This is a genomic window from Streptomyces sp. NPDC098789, from assembly GCF_044759975.1.
Classification (GTDB): Bacteria; Actinomycetota; Actinomycetes; order Streptomycetales; family Streptomycetaceae; genus Streptomyces.
This window is the reverse complement of sequence record NZ_JBIWAJ010000002.1, coordinates 694,437-710,078: the sequence shown is the minus strand read 5'-3', so window position 1 is coordinate 710,078 and position 15,642 is coordinate 694,437. Positions and strand designations below refer to the sequence as shown.

Annotated in this window: 12 protein-coding genes; 8 read left to right on the top strand and 4 right to left on the bottom strand. The window is 73.2% G+C overall.

Annotated elements, in window-relative coordinates; genetic code table 11:
* Positions 1-107: 107 nt before the first annotated feature.
* Complete coding sequence (locus tag ACIQWR_RS07535; protein ID WP_404005737.1) at positions 108-1,307, top strand: DUF4190 domain-containing protein; 1,200 nt, start codon at positions 108-110, stop codon at positions 1,305-1,307.
* Positions 1,308-1,419: 112 nt separating this feature from the next.
* Positions 1,420-3,174 (top strand): NAD+ synthase, encoded by a 1,755-nt coding sequence (locus ACIQWR_RS07530; protein WP_404005735.1) that lies wholly within the window; start codon positions 1,420-1,422, stop codon positions 3,172-3,174.
* 51 nt (positions 3,175-3,225) lie between these two features.
* Here ACIQWR_RS07530 and ACIQWR_RS07525 read toward each other — a convergent pair whose 3' ends face one another.
* The gene (locus ACIQWR_RS07525; RefSeq protein ID WP_404005733.1) at positions 3,226-4,254 is read right to left on the bottom strand and encodes an endonuclease/exonuclease/phosphatase family protein; all 1,029 of its coding nucleotides are present in this window, start codon (positions 4,252-4,254) and stop codon (positions 3,226-3,228) included.
* A 318-nt stretch (positions 4,255-4,572) separates the two neighbouring features.
* On the opposite strand from ACIQWR_RS07525, the gene panB reads away from it, so the two are divergent.
* The 3 genes from panB (at position 4,573) to ACIQWR_RS07510 (ending at position 7,397) form a co-directional block, all read left to right on the top strand.
* Entirely contained in the window at positions 4,573-5,433 is an 861-nt protein-coding gene (panB, locus tag ACIQWR_RS07520) for a 3-methyl-2-oxobutanoate hydroxymethyltransferase (protein ID WP_399267318.1), read from the top strand.
* 93 nt (positions 5,434-5,526) lie between these two features.
* Entirely contained in the window at positions 5,527-6,549 is a 1,023-nt protein-coding gene (locus ACIQWR_RS07515) for an ATP-binding cassette domain-containing protein (protein ID WP_404005732.1), read from the top strand.
* Positions 6,546-7,397, top strand: coding sequence for an ABC transporter permease (locus tag ACIQWR_RS07510; RefSeq protein WP_404005730.1), 852 nt, complete (start codon positions 6,546-6,548; stop codon positions 7,395-7,397). Before ACIQWR_RS07515 ends, ACIQWR_RS07510 begins: the two co-directional genes overlap by 4 nt.
* Positions 7,398-7,444: 47 nt before the next feature.
* Here the strand turns inward: ACIQWR_RS07510 and ACIQWR_RS07505 are convergent, their stop codons facing one another.
* Positions 7,445-10,789, bottom strand: a complete 3,345-nt coding sequence (locus ACIQWR_RS07505; protein ID WP_404005729.1) for an AfsR/SARP family transcriptional regulator — start codon at positions 10,787-10,789, stop codon at positions 7,445-7,447.
* Between the two features lie 111 nt (positions 10,790-10,900).
* Here ACIQWR_RS07505 and ACIQWR_RS07500 point away from each other — a divergent pair, with 111 nt between their 5' ends.
* On the top strand, positions 10,901-11,716 hold the full coding sequence (locus tag ACIQWR_RS07500; RefSeq protein ID WP_404005728.1) for a site-2 protease family protein: 816 nt from the start codon (positions 10,901-10,903) through the stop codon (positions 11,714-11,716).
* On the opposite strand, the gene ACIQWR_RS07495 is transcribed toward ACIQWR_RS07500, so the two are convergent.
* The gene (locus tag ACIQWR_RS07495) at positions 11,697-11,873 is read right to left on the bottom strand and encodes a hypothetical protein (protein WP_399267312.1); all 177 of its coding nucleotides are present in this window, start codon (positions 11,871-11,873) and stop codon (positions 11,697-11,699) included. The genes ACIQWR_RS07500 and ACIQWR_RS07495 overlap by 20 nt on opposite strands.
* A gap of 218 nt (positions 11,874-12,091) precedes the next feature.
* Here ACIQWR_RS07495 and ACIQWR_RS07490 point away from each other — a divergent pair, with 218 nt between their 5' ends.
* Positions 12,092-14,149 carry a TerD family protein gene (locus tag ACIQWR_RS07490; RefSeq protein WP_404005727.1) on the top strand — a complete coding sequence of 686 codons (2,058 nt, stop codon included), beginning with the start codon at positions 12,092-12,094 and terminating at the stop codon, positions 14,147-14,149.
* A gap of 72 nt (positions 14,150-14,221) precedes the next feature.
* Here the strand turns inward: ACIQWR_RS07490 and npdG are convergent, their stop codons facing one another.
* On the bottom strand, positions 14,222-14,926 hold the full coding sequence (gene npdG / locus ACIQWR_RS07485) for an NADPH-dependent F420 reductase (protein ID WP_385780605.1): 705 nt from the start codon (positions 14,924-14,926) through the stop codon (positions 14,222-14,224).
* A gap of 94 nt (positions 14,927-15,020) precedes the next feature.
* Here npdG and ACIQWR_RS07480 point away from each other — a divergent pair, with 94 nt between their 5' ends.
* The gene (locus ACIQWR_RS07480; RefSeq protein ID WP_404005726.1) at positions 15,021-15,623 is read left to right on the top strand and encodes a hypothetical protein; all 603 of its coding nucleotides are present in this window, start codon (positions 15,021-15,023) and stop codon (positions 15,621-15,623) included.
* The last annotated feature ends 19 nt before the right edge of the window (positions 15,624-15,642 follow it).

The window sequence follows — 15,642 nt, the reverse complement described above, 5'->3', positions numbered from 1 at the left end:
GCCGGCTCCCGGGCGCTGATCCGGGAGCCGGCAATCCGGTTGGTCGGGGGTGCGGGGCGTGGCAGGGTGGAAGATCACCGCGCCGCACCCCGACATGAGGATTCTCGTTGGACCTGAGCAAGCCCTCGAAGCCGTCCGCCGATACGCCGCCCGTCGGCGCGCCGTCCGCCGACACGCCGCCCGCTGCCGCGCCGTCCGGCCCGCCGACGGTGGCCGAGGGCACCCCGACGCCCGCCCCCGCGACCCCGTCGGTGCACCACGCGGCGACCATGATCGGGACCCCGGCCGTGCCCGCGCAGGCCGCCGCGCCCGCGGCACCGGCCACCGCGCCGGCCACCCCGCCGACCGCGACCGCGCCCGCGCCCGCGCCCTCGGCCTTCGCACCGCCGTCGCCCTCGCCCTTCGGCCCGCCGTCCGGCGGCGCGCCGGGCGCGCCCGGCGGCGGCCAGCCGTACGGTCAGCCGCAGCCGCCCGCGAACCCGTGGGGCCCGCACGGCGGCGCGTACGCCAACATGCCCTACCCGGGCGTCTCCGGCCCCCCGCAGAACAACGGCATGGCCGTGGCGGCCCTGGTCTGCGGCGTGCTGAGCGTGCCGATCGGCTTCATCCCCTTCTTCTTCTGGGGCGGCGCGCTGCTGGCGCTGGTCGCCATCGGCCTCGGCATCGCGGGCATGGTCCAGGCGTCCAAGGGCGCCCCGCGCAAGACCATGGCGATAGCCGGCACGGTGCTCGGCGTGCTCGGCCTGGCCGCGGCGGGTGCCGGGACGTACTTCACCAGCCAGATCGTCAAGAGCATCGACAAGCAGGTCAACGAGGGGCTGCCGCCCACGCACAGCGACCCCTGGGACGACGAGGACGAGTTCGCGGACGAGAGCCCGAGCCCGAGTCCCAAGGTCGACGTCCCGGGCAAGACCTCCGCGCTGCCCTTCGGCAAGGCCTTCACCTACCCCGACGGGGTCGAGGTCGCGGTCAAGGAGGCCGCCGGCTACACCCCGGAGCCCAACAAGTACGACCCGGACCGCCCGAAGTTCGCGGCGAAGGTGACCGTCACCATCACCAACAACTCGAAGGAGAAGGTCGAGCTGCGCGCCGCGCTGCCCTCCGCGCGCGACGACAAGGGGCTGGAGTCGAAGCGGATGTACGACTTCAAGGTGGAGCGGCCGTTCTCCGGTTCGCTGCTGCCCGGCCAGTCGGCCACCGGCATCTTCGCCTTCGGTCTGCCCGAGGGCACCAAGGGCATCCAGTTCGAGATCGCGCCCGGCATGGGCAAGTACGACGGCGCCATCTGGAGCGGCACCCTCGGCTGAGCCGCCCCCGGTCCGGACCGGTACGCCGGGTCCGGACCGGTACGCCGGTCCGGACCCGGCGCGACGCCCGGGACATCGCGTCAGAACGACGATTAGAGATTAGAGTGGGGCCGTGCCCCAACTTCGTCTCGCTCTGAATCAGATCGACGCGCACGTCGGCAACATCGTCGCCAACGCCGACTCCGTCGTCCATTGGACCCGGCACGCCGCCGAGCAGGGCGCCCACCTGGTGGCGTTCCCCGAGATGGCGCTGACCGGCTACCCCGTCGAGGACCTCGCGCTGCGCGGTTCCTTCGTCGAGGCCTCGCGCACCGCGCTCGTCGCCCTCGCGGAGCGGCTCGCGGCCGAGGGCTTCGGCGACCTGCCGGTGATCGTCGGCTACCTCGACCGGACCGAGCGGGCCGTGCCGCGGCTCGGCCGGCCCGCCGGTTCCCCGGAGAACGCGGCCGCCGTCCTGCACGGCGGGAAGGTCGCCCTCCGCTTCGCCAAGCACCACCTGCCCAACTACGGGGTCTTCGACGAGTTCCGCTACTTCGTGCCGGGCGACACCCAGCCGGTGATCCGGGTGCGCGGCGTGGACGTGGCCCTGGCCATCTGCGAGGACCTCTGGCAGGAGGGCGGCCGGGTCCCGGCCACCCGCGCCGCCGGGGCGGGGCTGCTCGTCTCCGTCAACGCCTCGCCCTACGAGCGCAACAAGGACGACCTGCGCCTCGAACTGGTGCAGAAGCGCGCCCGGGAGGCCGGCTGCACCCTCGCGTACCTGGCGATGATCGGCGGCCAGGACGAGCTGGTCTTCGACGGCGACTCCATCGTCGTCGACGCGGACGGCGAGGTGATCGCGCGGGCCCCGCAGTTCTCCGAGGGCTGCGTGCTGGTCGACCTGGACCTGCCGGCCGCCTCCCCGACCCCCGTCGAGGGCGTGGTGGAGGACGGGCTGCGGATCGACCGGGTCGTCCTGTCCGAGGAGCCGGTGGAGCCGTACGACGCTGTGGTGACCGGCGGGTACGCCGAGCGGCTCGACGACGACGAGGAGGTCTACGACGCCCTGGTCGTGGGCCTGCGCGCCTACGTCCTCAAGAACGGCTTCCGCTCGGTCCTGATCGGGCTCTCCGGCGGCATCGACTCCGCGCTCGTCGCCGCGATCGCCTGCGACGCGATCGGCGCCCAGAACGTCCACGGCATCTCGATGCCGTCGAAGTACTCCTCGGAGCACTCCAAGGGCGACGCGACCGACCTGGCCGAGCGCACCGGCCTGCACCTGCGGACCGTTTCGATCGAGCCGATGTTCGACGCCTACATGGGTGCGCTGGGCCTGACCGGCCTGGCCGAGGAGAACCTCCAGTCCCGGCTGCGCGGCACGATGCTGATGGCGGTGTCCAACCAGGAGGGCCACATCGTGCTGGCCCCGGGCAACAAGTCGGAGCTGGCCGTCGGCTACTCGACCCTCTACGGCGACTCCGTCGGCGCCTACGGCCCGATCAAGGACGTCTACAAGAGCGACGTCTTCCGGCTCGCCCGCCACCGCAACCGGGCGGCCGTCGAGCGCGGCGAGGTCCCGCCGATCCCGGTCTCCTCGATCGAGAAGCCGCCGAGCGCCGAGCTGCGCCCGGGCCAGGTGGACACGGACTCGCTGCCGGACTACCCGGTGCTCGACGGGATCCTGGCGCTGTACGTGGACCGGGACCAGGGCCTGGAGGAGATCGTCGCGGCCGGCTACGACCGGGCGCTGGTCGCCAAGACCCTGCGGATGGTGGACACGGCCGAGTACAAGCGCCGCCAGTACCCGCCGGGCACCAAGATCTCCGCGAAGGGCTTCGGCAAGGACCGCCGGCTGCCGATCACCAACGGCTGGCGCGAGCGGGGCTGAGCCGGCTCCCCCGGTGCGGGTGCGCACGGCGCCCGCACCGGGAGCCCGGTGTCACGGCCGGACGGTGAGCCGCGCGGCGATCGGCAGGTGGTCGCTGCCGGTGCGCCCCAGCGTCCAGGAAGCCTCGGGCGTGATGCCGCGGACCATGATCTGGTCGATCCGGGCCATCGGGAACTGGGCCGGCCAGCTGAAGCCGAAGCCGTCGCCCGCCGCGCCCTGCGTGGAGCGCATCTGCGAGGTGACCTCGGACAGGGCGCGGTCGTTCATCGTGCCGTTGAGGTCTCCGAGCAGCAGGACCTTCTTCAGCGGTTCGCCGGCGAGCGCGGCGCCCAGGGCCCCGGCGCTGTTGTCGCGCTGGTTGGCGGTGAAGCCCGCGTTCAGCTTCACCCGGACCGAGGGCAGGTGCGCGATGTAGGTGGCGACCTGGCCGTAGGGGGTGTCCACGGTGGTGCGCATGGCGCGGGTCCAGCCGAGCTTGATGTCGACGGGCTTGCTGGAGGAGAGCGGGTACTTGCTCCACACGCCGACGGTGCCCTCGACCGCGTGGTACTTGTACGTGCCCGCCAGCCCCGCCTCGTACAGCGGCACGGCGCTCGCCTTCAGCTCGGTCAGCGCCAGCACGTCGGCCCCCGACTTCGCCATCGCGGCGGCGGTGCCGCGCGGGTCGAGGTTGTCGGCGTCGACGTTGTGGGTGGCGACCATCAGGTTGCCGCCCGCGCCGGACTTGTCGGTGACCAGGCCGCCGAAGAGGTGCACCCAGATCACGGACGGGAGCAGCAGCGCGATCAGGGCCGTCGCGGACTTGCGGACGAGGCCGATGACCAGCAGCACGGCGATGGGCACCGCCAGCCACGGCAGGAAGGTCTCGATGAGACTGCCGAGGTTGCCCACGTCATTGGGCAGCGTGGCGTGGAAGACCATCACGAGCGCGATCAACACGGCGACCGCGGCGGTGACGATGCCGCGCCGCCAGATCCCCGGATCCTTCCGCAGGGCGGCCAGTCGGCCACGGAGGCCGGATCCGGAGGGCTCGGGCTCCGGACCGCCGTTCCCCGTATCCGTCACGTACGCCTGTGCCATGCCATGCCCTCACTGCCGTGCTCGCGCTCCGTCCCCGCCCCTTGACCCTAGGCGATGTCCGGAGCCATCCGTGCCGTCCTCACCGGCCCGTACGACCCGGAGGACGAACGACCGTGCGGTCTAGGTTCCGCTTGTCACGAAACGCGCACATTGGCTCGGGCGCGCCTCGCGGGCGGCTCGGACGCCGCCGGGACGCGGGGAGGGTGTGACATACCGGGCGGCGGAGCACTACCGCCCCGGGGCGCGGTGGTGCCACCATGGTGGGTGAGTCCGGGGACGCCGTGAGGGTGCCTCGAGATGACACTAGGAGCAGTTGCAATGACGCATGCCGTTTCGCCTGCCCGCGAAGCCGCCGGCCCCACCCTGTACGGGGGCAAGGGGAGCCGTCGCATCACCGTCCGTGACCTCGGCATCGCCAAGGAGCGCGGCGAGAAGTGGCCCATGCTCACCGCCTACGACGCGATGACCGCGTCCGTCTTCGACGAGGCCGGGATCCCGGTCATGCTCGTCGGTGACTCCATGGGCAACTGTCACCTCGGCTACGAGACCACCGTCCCGGTGACCATGGACGAGATGACCCTGCTGTCGGCGGCCGTCGTACGGGGCACCAGCCGGGCCCTGATCGTCGGCGACCTGCCCTTCGGCTCGTACCAGGAAGGCGCGGTCCAGGCGCTGCGCAGCGCCACGCGCCTGGTCAAGGAGGCCGGTGTCGGCGCGGTCAAGCTGGAGGGCGGCCAGCGCTCGCTGGCCCAGACCGAGCTGATCGTGCAGTCCGGCATCCCGGTCATGTCCCACCTGGGGCTGACCCCGCAGTCCGTCAACGCCATGGGGTACCGGGTGCAGGGGCGCGGCGACGAGGCCGCGCACCAGCTGCTGCGGGACGCGAAGGCGGCGCAGGACGCGGGTGCCTTCGCGGTGGTGCTGGAGCTGGTGCCGGCCGAGCTGGCGGCCGAGGTGACCCGGTCCCTGCACATCCCGACCGTCGGCATCGGCGCGGGCTCGGAGTGCGACGCGCAGGTCCTGGTGTGGACCGACATGATGGGCCTGACCGGCGGAAAGATGCCGAAGTTCGTGAAGCAGTACGCGAACCTGCGGGCGACGATGACGGACGCGGCGAAGGCCTTCGCCGAGGACGTGGTCGGCGGAACGTTCCCGCTGGAAGAGCACAGCGTCCACTGACCGACGCTCGTCGGTGACCCACCGACAGCCGGCCGACAGGTGCTGTCGGCCGGCTGTCGGCGCTTTGTCAGTGCCCTCTGGTCCCATGAGGACATGACGCGAAACGACATCACCCCCGGCCGTGGGGCACACGGCACCCACGCGGTAGAGGTACGGGGACTGGTCAAGCACTACGGCGAGACCAAAGCACTGGACGGCGTGGACCTGGACGTCCGCGAGGGCACGGTCCTCGGGGTCCTCGGCCCGAACGGCGCCGGGAAGACCACCCTGGTCCGCATCCTCTCCACCCTGATCGCCCCGGACGCCGGCACCGCCGTCGTCGCGGGCTTCGACGTGGTCCGCCAGCCGCGGCAGCTGCGCCGCACCATCGGCCTCACCGGTCAGTACGCCTCGGTCGACGAGAAGCTCTCCGGCTGGGAGAACCTCTACATGATCGGGCGGCTGCTGGACCTGTCCCGCAAGGACTCCCGCCGCCGCGCGGACGAGCTGCTGGAGCGGTTCTCGCTGACCGAGGCGGCCAAGAAGGCCGTCATGAACTACTCCGGCGGCATGCGGCGGCGCCTGGACCTCGCCGCCTCCATGATCGGCAGCCCGGCGGTGCTCTACCTGGACGAGCCGACCACCGGTCTGGACCCCCGTACCCGCAACGAGGTGTGGGACGAGGTGCAGCGGATGGTCGCCGAGGGCGCGACGGTCCTGCTCACCACCCAGTACATGGAGGAGGCCGAGCAGCTCGCCAGCGAGCTGACGGTCATCGACCACGGCAAGGTCATCGCCAACGGCAAGGTCGACGAGCTGAAGGCCCGGGTCGGCGGTCGCACCCTGAAGATCCGCCCCGCGGACCCGGCCGACCTGCCCGGGATGGCCCGCTCGCTGGCCGAGACCGGCCTGGACGGCGTCGCCGGCAGCCAGGCCGTGCCGGACGAGGGCGTCCTGCTGGTCCCGATCCTGAGCGACGAGCAGCTGACCGCGGTGGTGGGCCTGCTGGCCGCCCGCGGCTACGCCATCGCCGACCTGGGCACCTACCTGCCCAGCCTGGACGAGGTCTTCCTCTCCATCACCGGCCACAAGGCCGCCCCCGCAGACGCCCACCAGACCGAGGAGGTAGCGGCATGAGCACCGTCGCCACGAAGCCCGCCCCCACCCGCCCCGCCCCGGTCTCCGGGCCGCCGTCCGTGAGCGACGAGGGCCGCCTGGGCCCGCGCGCCCACCTGCGCCACATCGGCGCGCTGGCCCGCCGCAACGTCCTGCAGATCAAGCAGGACCCCGAGTCGATGTTCGACGTCCTGCTGATGCCGATCATCTTCACCCTGCTGTTCGTCTTCGTCTTCGGCGGTGCGATCTCCGGCAAGGGGAACCAGCAGGAGTACGTCAACTACGTCGTCCCGGGCCTGATGGCCATGATGGGCATGAACATCGCGATGGGCGTCGGCACCGGCGTCAACGACGACTTCAAGAAGGGCGTGATGGACCGCTTCCGGTCCATGCCCATCGCCCGGTCCTCGGTGCTCATCGCCAAGATCGTGGTCGAGGTCGGCCGCATGATGGTCGCCATCGCGATCCTGCTGGCCGTCGGCTTCATGCTGGGCCTGTCCATCAAGACCTCGGTCCTGGACCTGCTGGCGTCCATCGGCCTGGCGGCCGTCTTCGGCGCCTCGCTCATGTGGATCTTCATCCTGCTCGGTCTCACGATGAAGACCGCCCAGGCCGTCCAGGGCATGGCGATGCTGGTCCTGATGCCGCTCCAGTTCGGCAGCTCGATCTTCGCCCCGCCGACCACGATGCCCGGCTGGCTGCAGTCCTTCACCGACTACAACCCGCTGTCCAACCTGGCCGACGCGGCCCGCGCCCTGATCAACGGCACGCCGATCGGCAACTCGGTGTGGATCACGCTGGCCTGGTCGGTCGGCATCACCGTGATCACCATGCCGATCGCGGTGCGCAAGTTCCGCAACAAGACCTGACGGACCGATCCGGGCGGGACCGGATCGCGTCCCGGGCCCGCCACGGGTCAGACGAGGGCGGTGGCCTCCTCCAGGGAGAGGCCGCCGCCTTCGGCGTACGCCGCGTCGAAGGCGGCCCGGCCCAGCTCCGCCCCGGCCCGTTCGGTGACCCGCGCGGCGCTCTCGCGTTCGGTGGTGACGGGCACGTGCTCCGCCGGGACCAGCGCCCGGTAGGCGCCCATCAGCCGGACCGCGGTGCGGGCGTGCTCCGCGCCGCCGAGCCCGGCGTGCGCCTCCGCCGCGCTGATCAGGTACACGGCGGGCATCTGCGGCGCGACCATTTCGGCGAGCGGTTCGCGGGCCGTGGTCAGCGCGGCCCTCAGCCCCGCCAGGCCCTCCTCGTACTTCCCCTCCTGGTTGTCGAGCCAGGCCGCGATGCCGAGCAGGAACCCCTCGAAGATGGCGAAGGCCCCGTTGGCGAACTCCCCGCGCAGCACGTCCAGCTGGGCGCGGGCCTCGGGGATCCGGCCGGTCGCGCCGTAGCGGGTCGCGAGGAACATCCGGGCGACGGGCAGGGCCTCGTGGTTGAAGGGCCGCGGGACGCCGAGGGCCTCGGTGAGGATCTCCTCGGCCCGCTCGCCGCCGCCGCTCTCCATGAGGACGCCCGCGACCCGGATCCGCAGCACCGCCACCTGGCCCTTGGCGTCGAGGCGTTCCGCGTGTGCGATCGCCGCCTGGTAGTCCTCCCCGGCCAGGGCGTAGTCGCCGCGCTTCTCGTGGGACTCGGCGCGGGCCGAGAGGGCCTCCGCGCAGCCCCAGTCGTCGCCCAGCTCCTGGAAGATGGCGAGGCTCTCCTCGGCGTCACGGACCGCGATGTCGGCCCAGTCCGCACGGTTGGCCAGGACGTTGGCGCGCAGTTGGAGGGCGGAGCCCAGGTCCCCGCGGTAGCCGAGTGCGCGGCACGCCTCCACCGTCTCGTCGGCGATCAGGCGGATCAGCCCGGGATTTCCGCTGATCATGGCGGCGAAGACGTACATCGCTCCGGGCATCCGGCAGGTCTGCGGCAGGCCGGGCCGGTAGGCGGCGGCGATCCCGGCGACCTCCTCGCGGACTTCCTCCGAGGTCCAGCTCCCCGTGGACTGGTCGCGGGAGACCAGCTGGAGCAGCCCGATGCCGCGCCACGCCTCGACGAGCAGTTCCCCGGTGTAGGGCGGGGGCGTGTCCACGATCTGTTCGTACACGGGCTGCGCGGGGGTGACCGGCTGCTGGAAGGGGTTCGGGCCGAGGGGCGCCGCGGCGTTCGCCCAGTGGCGCATCTCGGTGCGCAGGTCGCGCATCTGCCAGTACCAGACGAGGGAGTGGATCAGGCACAGCACCTCGCCCGCGTCGCGGGCGGCGACGGCGCGGCGCAGGGCGGTGCGCAGGTTCTCGTACTCGGTGGCGAAGCGCTGTACGGCCTCCCGCTGGCCGCGGCCGCGCAGCAGCGCGTCGGTGGTGCGGGCGAGTTCGCGGTAGTGGACGAGGTGGCGGCGGCAGGTGGCGTCCTGGTCCGCGGGGTCCTCGGCGAGCCGCTCGGTGGCGTACTCGCCGACGGTCTCCAGCAGTCGGTAGCGCATGTCGCCCTCGGGTCCCGGGGCGGCGACGACCAGGGACTTGTCGACGAGCGAGCCGAGTACGTCGGCCACGTCCGCGATGTCGGTCCCGTACCGGGCGTCGGGGTCGCGCAGGGCGCAGACGGCTTCGGCCGCGGTCAGGTCGCAGCCGCCCGCGAAGACGGACAGGCGGCGCAGGACCGTGCGTTCGTCGGTGTCCAGCAGCTCCCAGGACCAGTCGACCACCGCCCGCAGCGTCTGCTGGCGCGGCAGCACCGTACGGCTCCCGCTGGTCAACAACCGGAACCGGTTGTCCAAGCGGTCCGCGATCTGCCGCGGGGTGAGCAACCGCAACCGCGCCGCCGCCAACTCGATCGCCAACGGCAACCCGTCCAACCGGCGGCAGATCTCGACGGCGGCGGCCGGGTCGTCGGCCACGGCGAAGCCCGGCCGGGCGGCGGCGCCGCGCTCCGCGAAGAGGCGCACCGCCATCGGGTCCGGCAGCGGTTCCACCGGGCGCAGCAACTCCCCCGGCACGCCGAGGGGTTCGCGGCTGGTGGCCAGGATCCGCACGCCCGGGCAGTGCGTGAGCAGCCGCTCCGCCAACTCGGCGGCGGCCCCGATGACGTGCTCGCAATTGTCGAGGAGGAGGAGCAGGCTCCGCCGGGAGCAGTGTTCGATCAGCTGGGCCAAGGGGTGTTCGCCGGTCTGTCCGGTGAGGACGCGCATCTCCTCGGCGGCGGCGCCGCGCAGCTTGGTCTCGCGGGCGCCGAGGGCCGCGAGGGCGGCTTCGGCCACGTCCTCGGGGTCGTCGACCGGGGCCAGCTCGACCAGCCAGACCCCGTCGGGCCACTCGGTGGCGGGGTGCGCCTCGGCGGCCTCCTGGGAGAGCCGGGTCTTGCCCGCTCCGCCGGGGCCGAGGAGGGTGACCAGCCGGGCGCGGGCGAGGTCCTCGCCGATGACGCGGATGTCGTCCTCGCGCCCGACGAAGGTGGTGAGCCGGGCGCGCAGGTTCCCGTCGGGGCCGGTCGCGGGCGCCGGGGCGAAAACGGCCGGCGCCACCGGGGCGGGGGCCGCCGCGGGGAGCCGGTCGGCGGTCGGCCGCGGGGCCAGCAGTTCCGTGTGCAGGGCGCGCAGGGCGGGTCCCGGGTCCGCGCCGAGCCGGTCGGCCAGCTCGCGGCGCACGCCGTCGTAGGCGACCAGGGCCTCGGCCGGCCGGCCCGCGTCGCGCAGCGCCCGGATCCGCAGGACCTGGAGGGGTTCGTCCAGGGGCAGGTCGGCGCACAGGGCGGTCAGCTCGGGCAGGACCCGCTCCGCCTCGCCCAGGGCGAGGGCCGCGCCGAGGCGGCCCCGGCGCGCGTCCAGTCGTACGGTCTCCCAGCGCGCGGCCTCGGCGGTCGGGTCCGGCAGGTCCGCGAGGGCGGGCCCGCGCCACAGGCCCAGGGCCTCCTCGTACAGCTCGGCGGCCCGGCCCGGATCGCCCGCTTCCAGGCGCTGCGCGGCGGTGCGGGCGAGCCGCTCGAAGCGGTAGAGGTCGATGTCGTCGCGCTCGGCGGTGAGCCGGTAGCCGCCCTCGGCGGAGGCGACGGCCCCGTGCCCGGCGGCCCGGCGCAGCCGCCCGACCAGGGCTTGCAGCGCGCCGGAGGCGTCCTGGGGCGGTTCGTCGCCCCAGACCTCGTCCACCAGCACCTCGACCGGGACCGCCCGGCCGGGGCGCAGCGCGAGCGCGGTCAGGAGCGCGCGCAAGCGGGCTCCGCCGAGGGCGACGGGGGTTCCGTCGCCGCGGATTGCCTGGGCACTGCCGAGAATCGCGTAACGCACCGGCCCATTGTGACGGGCCCGGGCGGCGAACCCACCGGGATTACGCGGCGGGCCGCTCCCGCGGCCGGTGGCCGGGGCAACTCCCGTGGCCCCTGGGATAGGTTTCGGGCCATGGGGCATCAGAGCGGTCACGGTGAGCGGCGGGTCAGTGCAGTCTTCCTCGGGGTCGCCGCGGTGATGGGCGTCACCGGGTGGGCCGTGTGGACCGACTACGCGACCAGTACCGGGCTCGCCGTGTTCCTCTTCGTCACGTCCGCGTGGATCGTCTCGCTGTGCCTGCACGAGTACGCGCACGCCCGTACCGCCCTGCACAGCGGGGACCTGTCGGTCGGGGCCAAGGGGTACCTGACGCTGAACCCGCTGAAGTACACGCACGCGATGCTGAGCATCGTGCTGCCGGTGATCTTCGTGATCCTGGGCGGGCTCGGCCTGCCCGGCGGGGCCGTGTACATCGAGCGCGGGCGGATCCAGGGGCGGTGGAAGCACAGCCTGATCTCGGCGGCCGGGCCGCTGACCAACGTGCTCTTCGCCGTCGTGTGCACGGCGCCGTTCTGGCTGGACGCCTTGGACGGGGTGCCGCTGGCCTTCCGCTACGCCCTCGGCTTCCTGGCGCTGCTCCAGGTCTCGGCCGCGATCTTGAACTTCCTGCCCGTGCCGGGCCTGGACGGCTACGGGGTGATCGAGCCGTGGCTCTCCTACAAGGTGCGCCGCGAGGTCGAACCGCTGGCGCCCTTCGGGTTGCTGGCGGTCTTCGCCCTGCTGTGGATCCCCGGTGTCAACGCGTTCTTCTTCGACTTCGTGAACGCGGTCCTCGGCAAGCTGGGCGTGTCCGACCTGGAGACCTACTGCGGCCGCGACCTGTACACCTTCTGGCAGGGCGGCAATCCGGTCTGCTCGGCCGAGGGGATCAGCCCGCTCGGCGGCTGAGCCGGTCCTTGCGCAGGTAGAACCACGCCATGTTCGAGGTCACGCCCGCCAGCAGCACCCAGACGATGCCGAGGAAGCTGCCCTCGACGAAGGCGACGACGGCCGCGGCCACCGACAGGACGCAGACGACGATGGCGAACACGGCAAGGCGGGGCATGGGCCGGACTCCTCGGGAACACTGAACGGCGGCGAACCCCTCCAGTGTCCCCCATCGTGCCGGGCAGTCATATCCGGCCCTTTTTCGTCCGAACCCGAGCGTTTCGCGCGACGGGGGGTTTACGGTGCGGCCAGCGCGCCTCTCGGAGCGCGCGAACAGAACGACAGCCCGGCCGCTCGGCCCGTGACGGACGACACCGGGCCAGTGGGGGGACGGACATGCAGGAGATTTCCAAGGGCGCCAACGTCAGTCTGACGGCCCTGAGCGAGGACGTCGGGGCGGTCGTGGTGAGCCTCGGCTGGAGCAGTGCCTCGGGGGCGGGGGACGCCGACGTGTCGGTGCTGCTCGTGGACGAGAACGGCAAGGTCCGCGACGAGAACGACTTCTACTTCTACAACCACACCGCCGCAGCCGACGGCAGCGTGCAGCTGCTGGGCAAGACGCCGACCGACAACGGCGACGAGGACCGCATCAGCGTCGACCTGACGGCGGTGCGGGCGGACGTCGCACGGATCGTGATCGCGGCCAGCCAGTACGGCGGCACGTGCTTCGGGGACCTGGACGACCTGCGGATGACGGTCGCGGACCGCTCGGGCGAGCAGCTGGTCCGGTTCGCCATCGAGGACGCGGGCGTGGAGACGGCCTTCATCTTCGGCGAGCTCTACCGGCGGGGCGAGGAGTGGAAGTTCCGCGCGGTGGGTCAGGGCTACGAGACCGGGCTGACCGGGCTGACCAACGACTTCGGGCACGCGCTCCCCGAGGATCCGGACGAGCCGGCGAGCGCGGAGGAGGCCGTGGAGGCGGGCGGCCCGGAGGCGGGCGCCGCGGCGCCGGCCGCCGCGCCCGCGGCGGCCGTGCGGGCACCGGACACCACGGCCGCACCCGCCGCGGCCCTCCCGGCGGTCGACGCCCTCGCCCCGGCGGCGACCGACACCGTGCCCGCGCAGACCCGGGGCCGGGCTCCGCGCACCACCAAGAAGAAGATCACGCTGCCGCGGGTGCCCAGGACCTCGCTCGCCGAGAACGACTCCTGGCGCCCGGCCCGGCTGTTCCCCGTCCCCTCCTTGAAGAGCGACGGCGAGCGCGAGGTGCGGGCCACCTCGGTGCTGCTGTCCGTCATGGCGCAGGTACCGGAGCTGGGCCGCAGGCTGACGGCCGGCTTCGGCGCGCCCGCCGGGCGGATGGAGACCTTCACCGAGGTGTCGCTGCCGCACGGGGACACCCCGCGGCGGCCGGACGGGGTGATCCGGGTGGAGCGCGCGGGCAAGCTGTGGACGGCGCTCCTGGAGACGAAGACCAACGGCAACCCGCTCAAGGCCGAGCAGGTGCAGCAGTACATGGACATCGCCGCGCGGCGCGGCTACGAGGCCGTGATCACGCTCTCCAACGACGTGGCCCTCGAAGGCGCCGCCATGGTGGACGTCAAGATCGACGGGCGGCGCAAGCACAAGGTCGGCCTCTGGCACCTCTCCTGGGCCGAGGTCGCCCACCAGGCGCAGATGCTGATCCGGCACGAGGGCGTGGGCAACGCCGCGCACGCCTGGCTGCTCCAGGAACTGCTGGAGTACCTCCAGCACGACAACTCCGGCTGCCACGGCTTCCAGAACATGGGGGCCGCCTGGGTGCCCGTGCGCAAGGGCATCGAGGACGAGACCCTCGGCGCGGACGACCCGCGGGCCGTCGAGGTGGTCGGCAGCTGGGAGCGGCTGATCCGGCAGGTCTGCCTGCGCCTCGGCGGGGAGCTGGGTCAGAAGGCGCTGCCGGTGCAGCGGGCCCGCAAGGGCAGCGATCCGGGGGCCCGGCGGGCCGCCGCGGCCGCGCGGCTCGCGGCGGAGGGCCGGCTGTCGGCGGAGCTGCGGATCGACGGGACCAGCGTGGTCATCGCGGTCAGCGCCGACCTGCGCACGGCCAAGGTGCGCACGTCCGTCGAGGTGCCGGCGCCGGAGGCCGCCTACCCGCTGGTGGGTGCGAAGCGGCTGCTGAAGCTGCTCGCCGAGGCCCCGGCGGACCTGCACGTGGAGACCCTGACCGACGGTGAGGGTCCGGGGCCGCGCGGCACCCTGGAGCGGCTGCGCCCCGAGCCCGGGGACCTGCTGCCCCGGGACGGCGCGGCCGTCACCGGCTTCCGGCTGTCGCTGATCAAGGGGATGGGCAGCACCCGGGGCAATACGGAGTCGGGCTTCATCCGCAGCGTCGACGACGCCGTGGCCCGCTTCCACCAGGCCGTCGTGGCGCACCTGGGCGCGACGGAAGGACGTACGGGCCGCCGCGGCTGAGGCGGGCGCGGGGTACGGGGGCGCGCCCGCCGGTGGTGGGCGGGGCGGCCCCGTACGGGTGGCCCGGACGGCTCAGACGTCCGTGACGCGCAGGCCCGCGTGGGCCTTGTAACGGCGGTTGACCGAGATCAGGTTGGCGACCAGCGACTCGACCTGGTGGGCATTGCGCAGCCGGCCCGCGAAGATCCCGCGCATCCCCGGGATGCGGGCGGCGAGGGCCTGGACGATGTCGGTGTCGGCGCGGACCTCGCCGAGGACCATCACGTCCGTGTCGATCTCCTCCACCGACTCGTCCTGGAGCAGGACGGCCGACAGGTGGTGGAAGGCGGCGGTGACGCGCGAGCCGGGCAGCAGCAGCGCGGCCTGCTGGGCGGCGCTGCCCTCCTCGGGCTTGAGGGCGTAGGCGCCCTGCTTGTCGAAGCCGAGCGGGTTGACGCAGTCGACGACGAGCTTGCCCGTCAGCTCCTCGCGCAGCGCCTCCAGGGTCTTGGCGTGGCCGTCCCACGGCACGGCGATGATCACGACGTCGCTGCGCCGGGCGCACTCGGCGTTGTCCGCGCCCTCCACGCCGAGGCCCAGCTCCGCCGCCGCGGCCTCGGCGCGGTCGGCGGCGCGCGAGCCGATGATCACCTTCTGGCCGGCGCGGGCGAGCCGGTAGGCGAGGCCGCGGCCCTGGTCCCCGGTACCGCCGAGGACACCGACGATCAGGCCCGAGACGTCGGGGAGGTCGTGGGGGTCCTTCGCCGGGGGCTTCTGGGTGTTGTCTGTGGAAGTCATGGGGGCGAGGGTACTGCCGGGTAGCGCAAGGCCGAATGGGTGAGCGGGTGCCAAACGCTCCTGTTTGCGCCGTCCGTGGTGCAGGATGCCGCCCATGGATGCCGTCAGGGTCGCCCTGTTGCGCGAGGTGCTGGCCGGTACGCAGTGGCCCGGGGCCGCCCGCCGCTTCGCGGGATCGCTGCGCCGGGCGGTCGTACCGGCCGGCGGGAACCTGCTGCTGGTGGGCACCGAGAGCTACGAACCCTGGCACCTGGCCGCGCACCTGGTGGACGAGGCGGCCTGGTCGGGGCGGCCGGAGCTGGCGCCGACGCTGGTGCGCCACCGGGTGCTGCCCGGGGAGCCGCCGCACCTGTCGGTGGGCCTGGGGCGCCTCGCCGCGGCCCGGCGCGGGCACACGCTGCTGGTGGTGGCGCCGGAGCGGCCCGGCGAGGGGCTGCTGGAGCGGGTGCACGACGCGCGCCGCTCGGGGGCGACCGTCCTGTCCCTCGACGGCGGCGACCGGGAGCTGGCCGCGCTGGCGCACGACGGCCTGTCGGTGCCGGAGGGCGCCGAGCTGGACCTGGACACGGCGTCGCACCTGGTCAGCGCGGCGGCCGGGGAGAACGGCGTCCCGACCCAGCGCACCCCGCACCGCTTCCGGGACCGGCTGGCGCGGCTGGCCGACCAGCTGGCCGCCCCGCCGCCCAACCGCTGGTAGTCCCCGGTCCGGGAGGGTC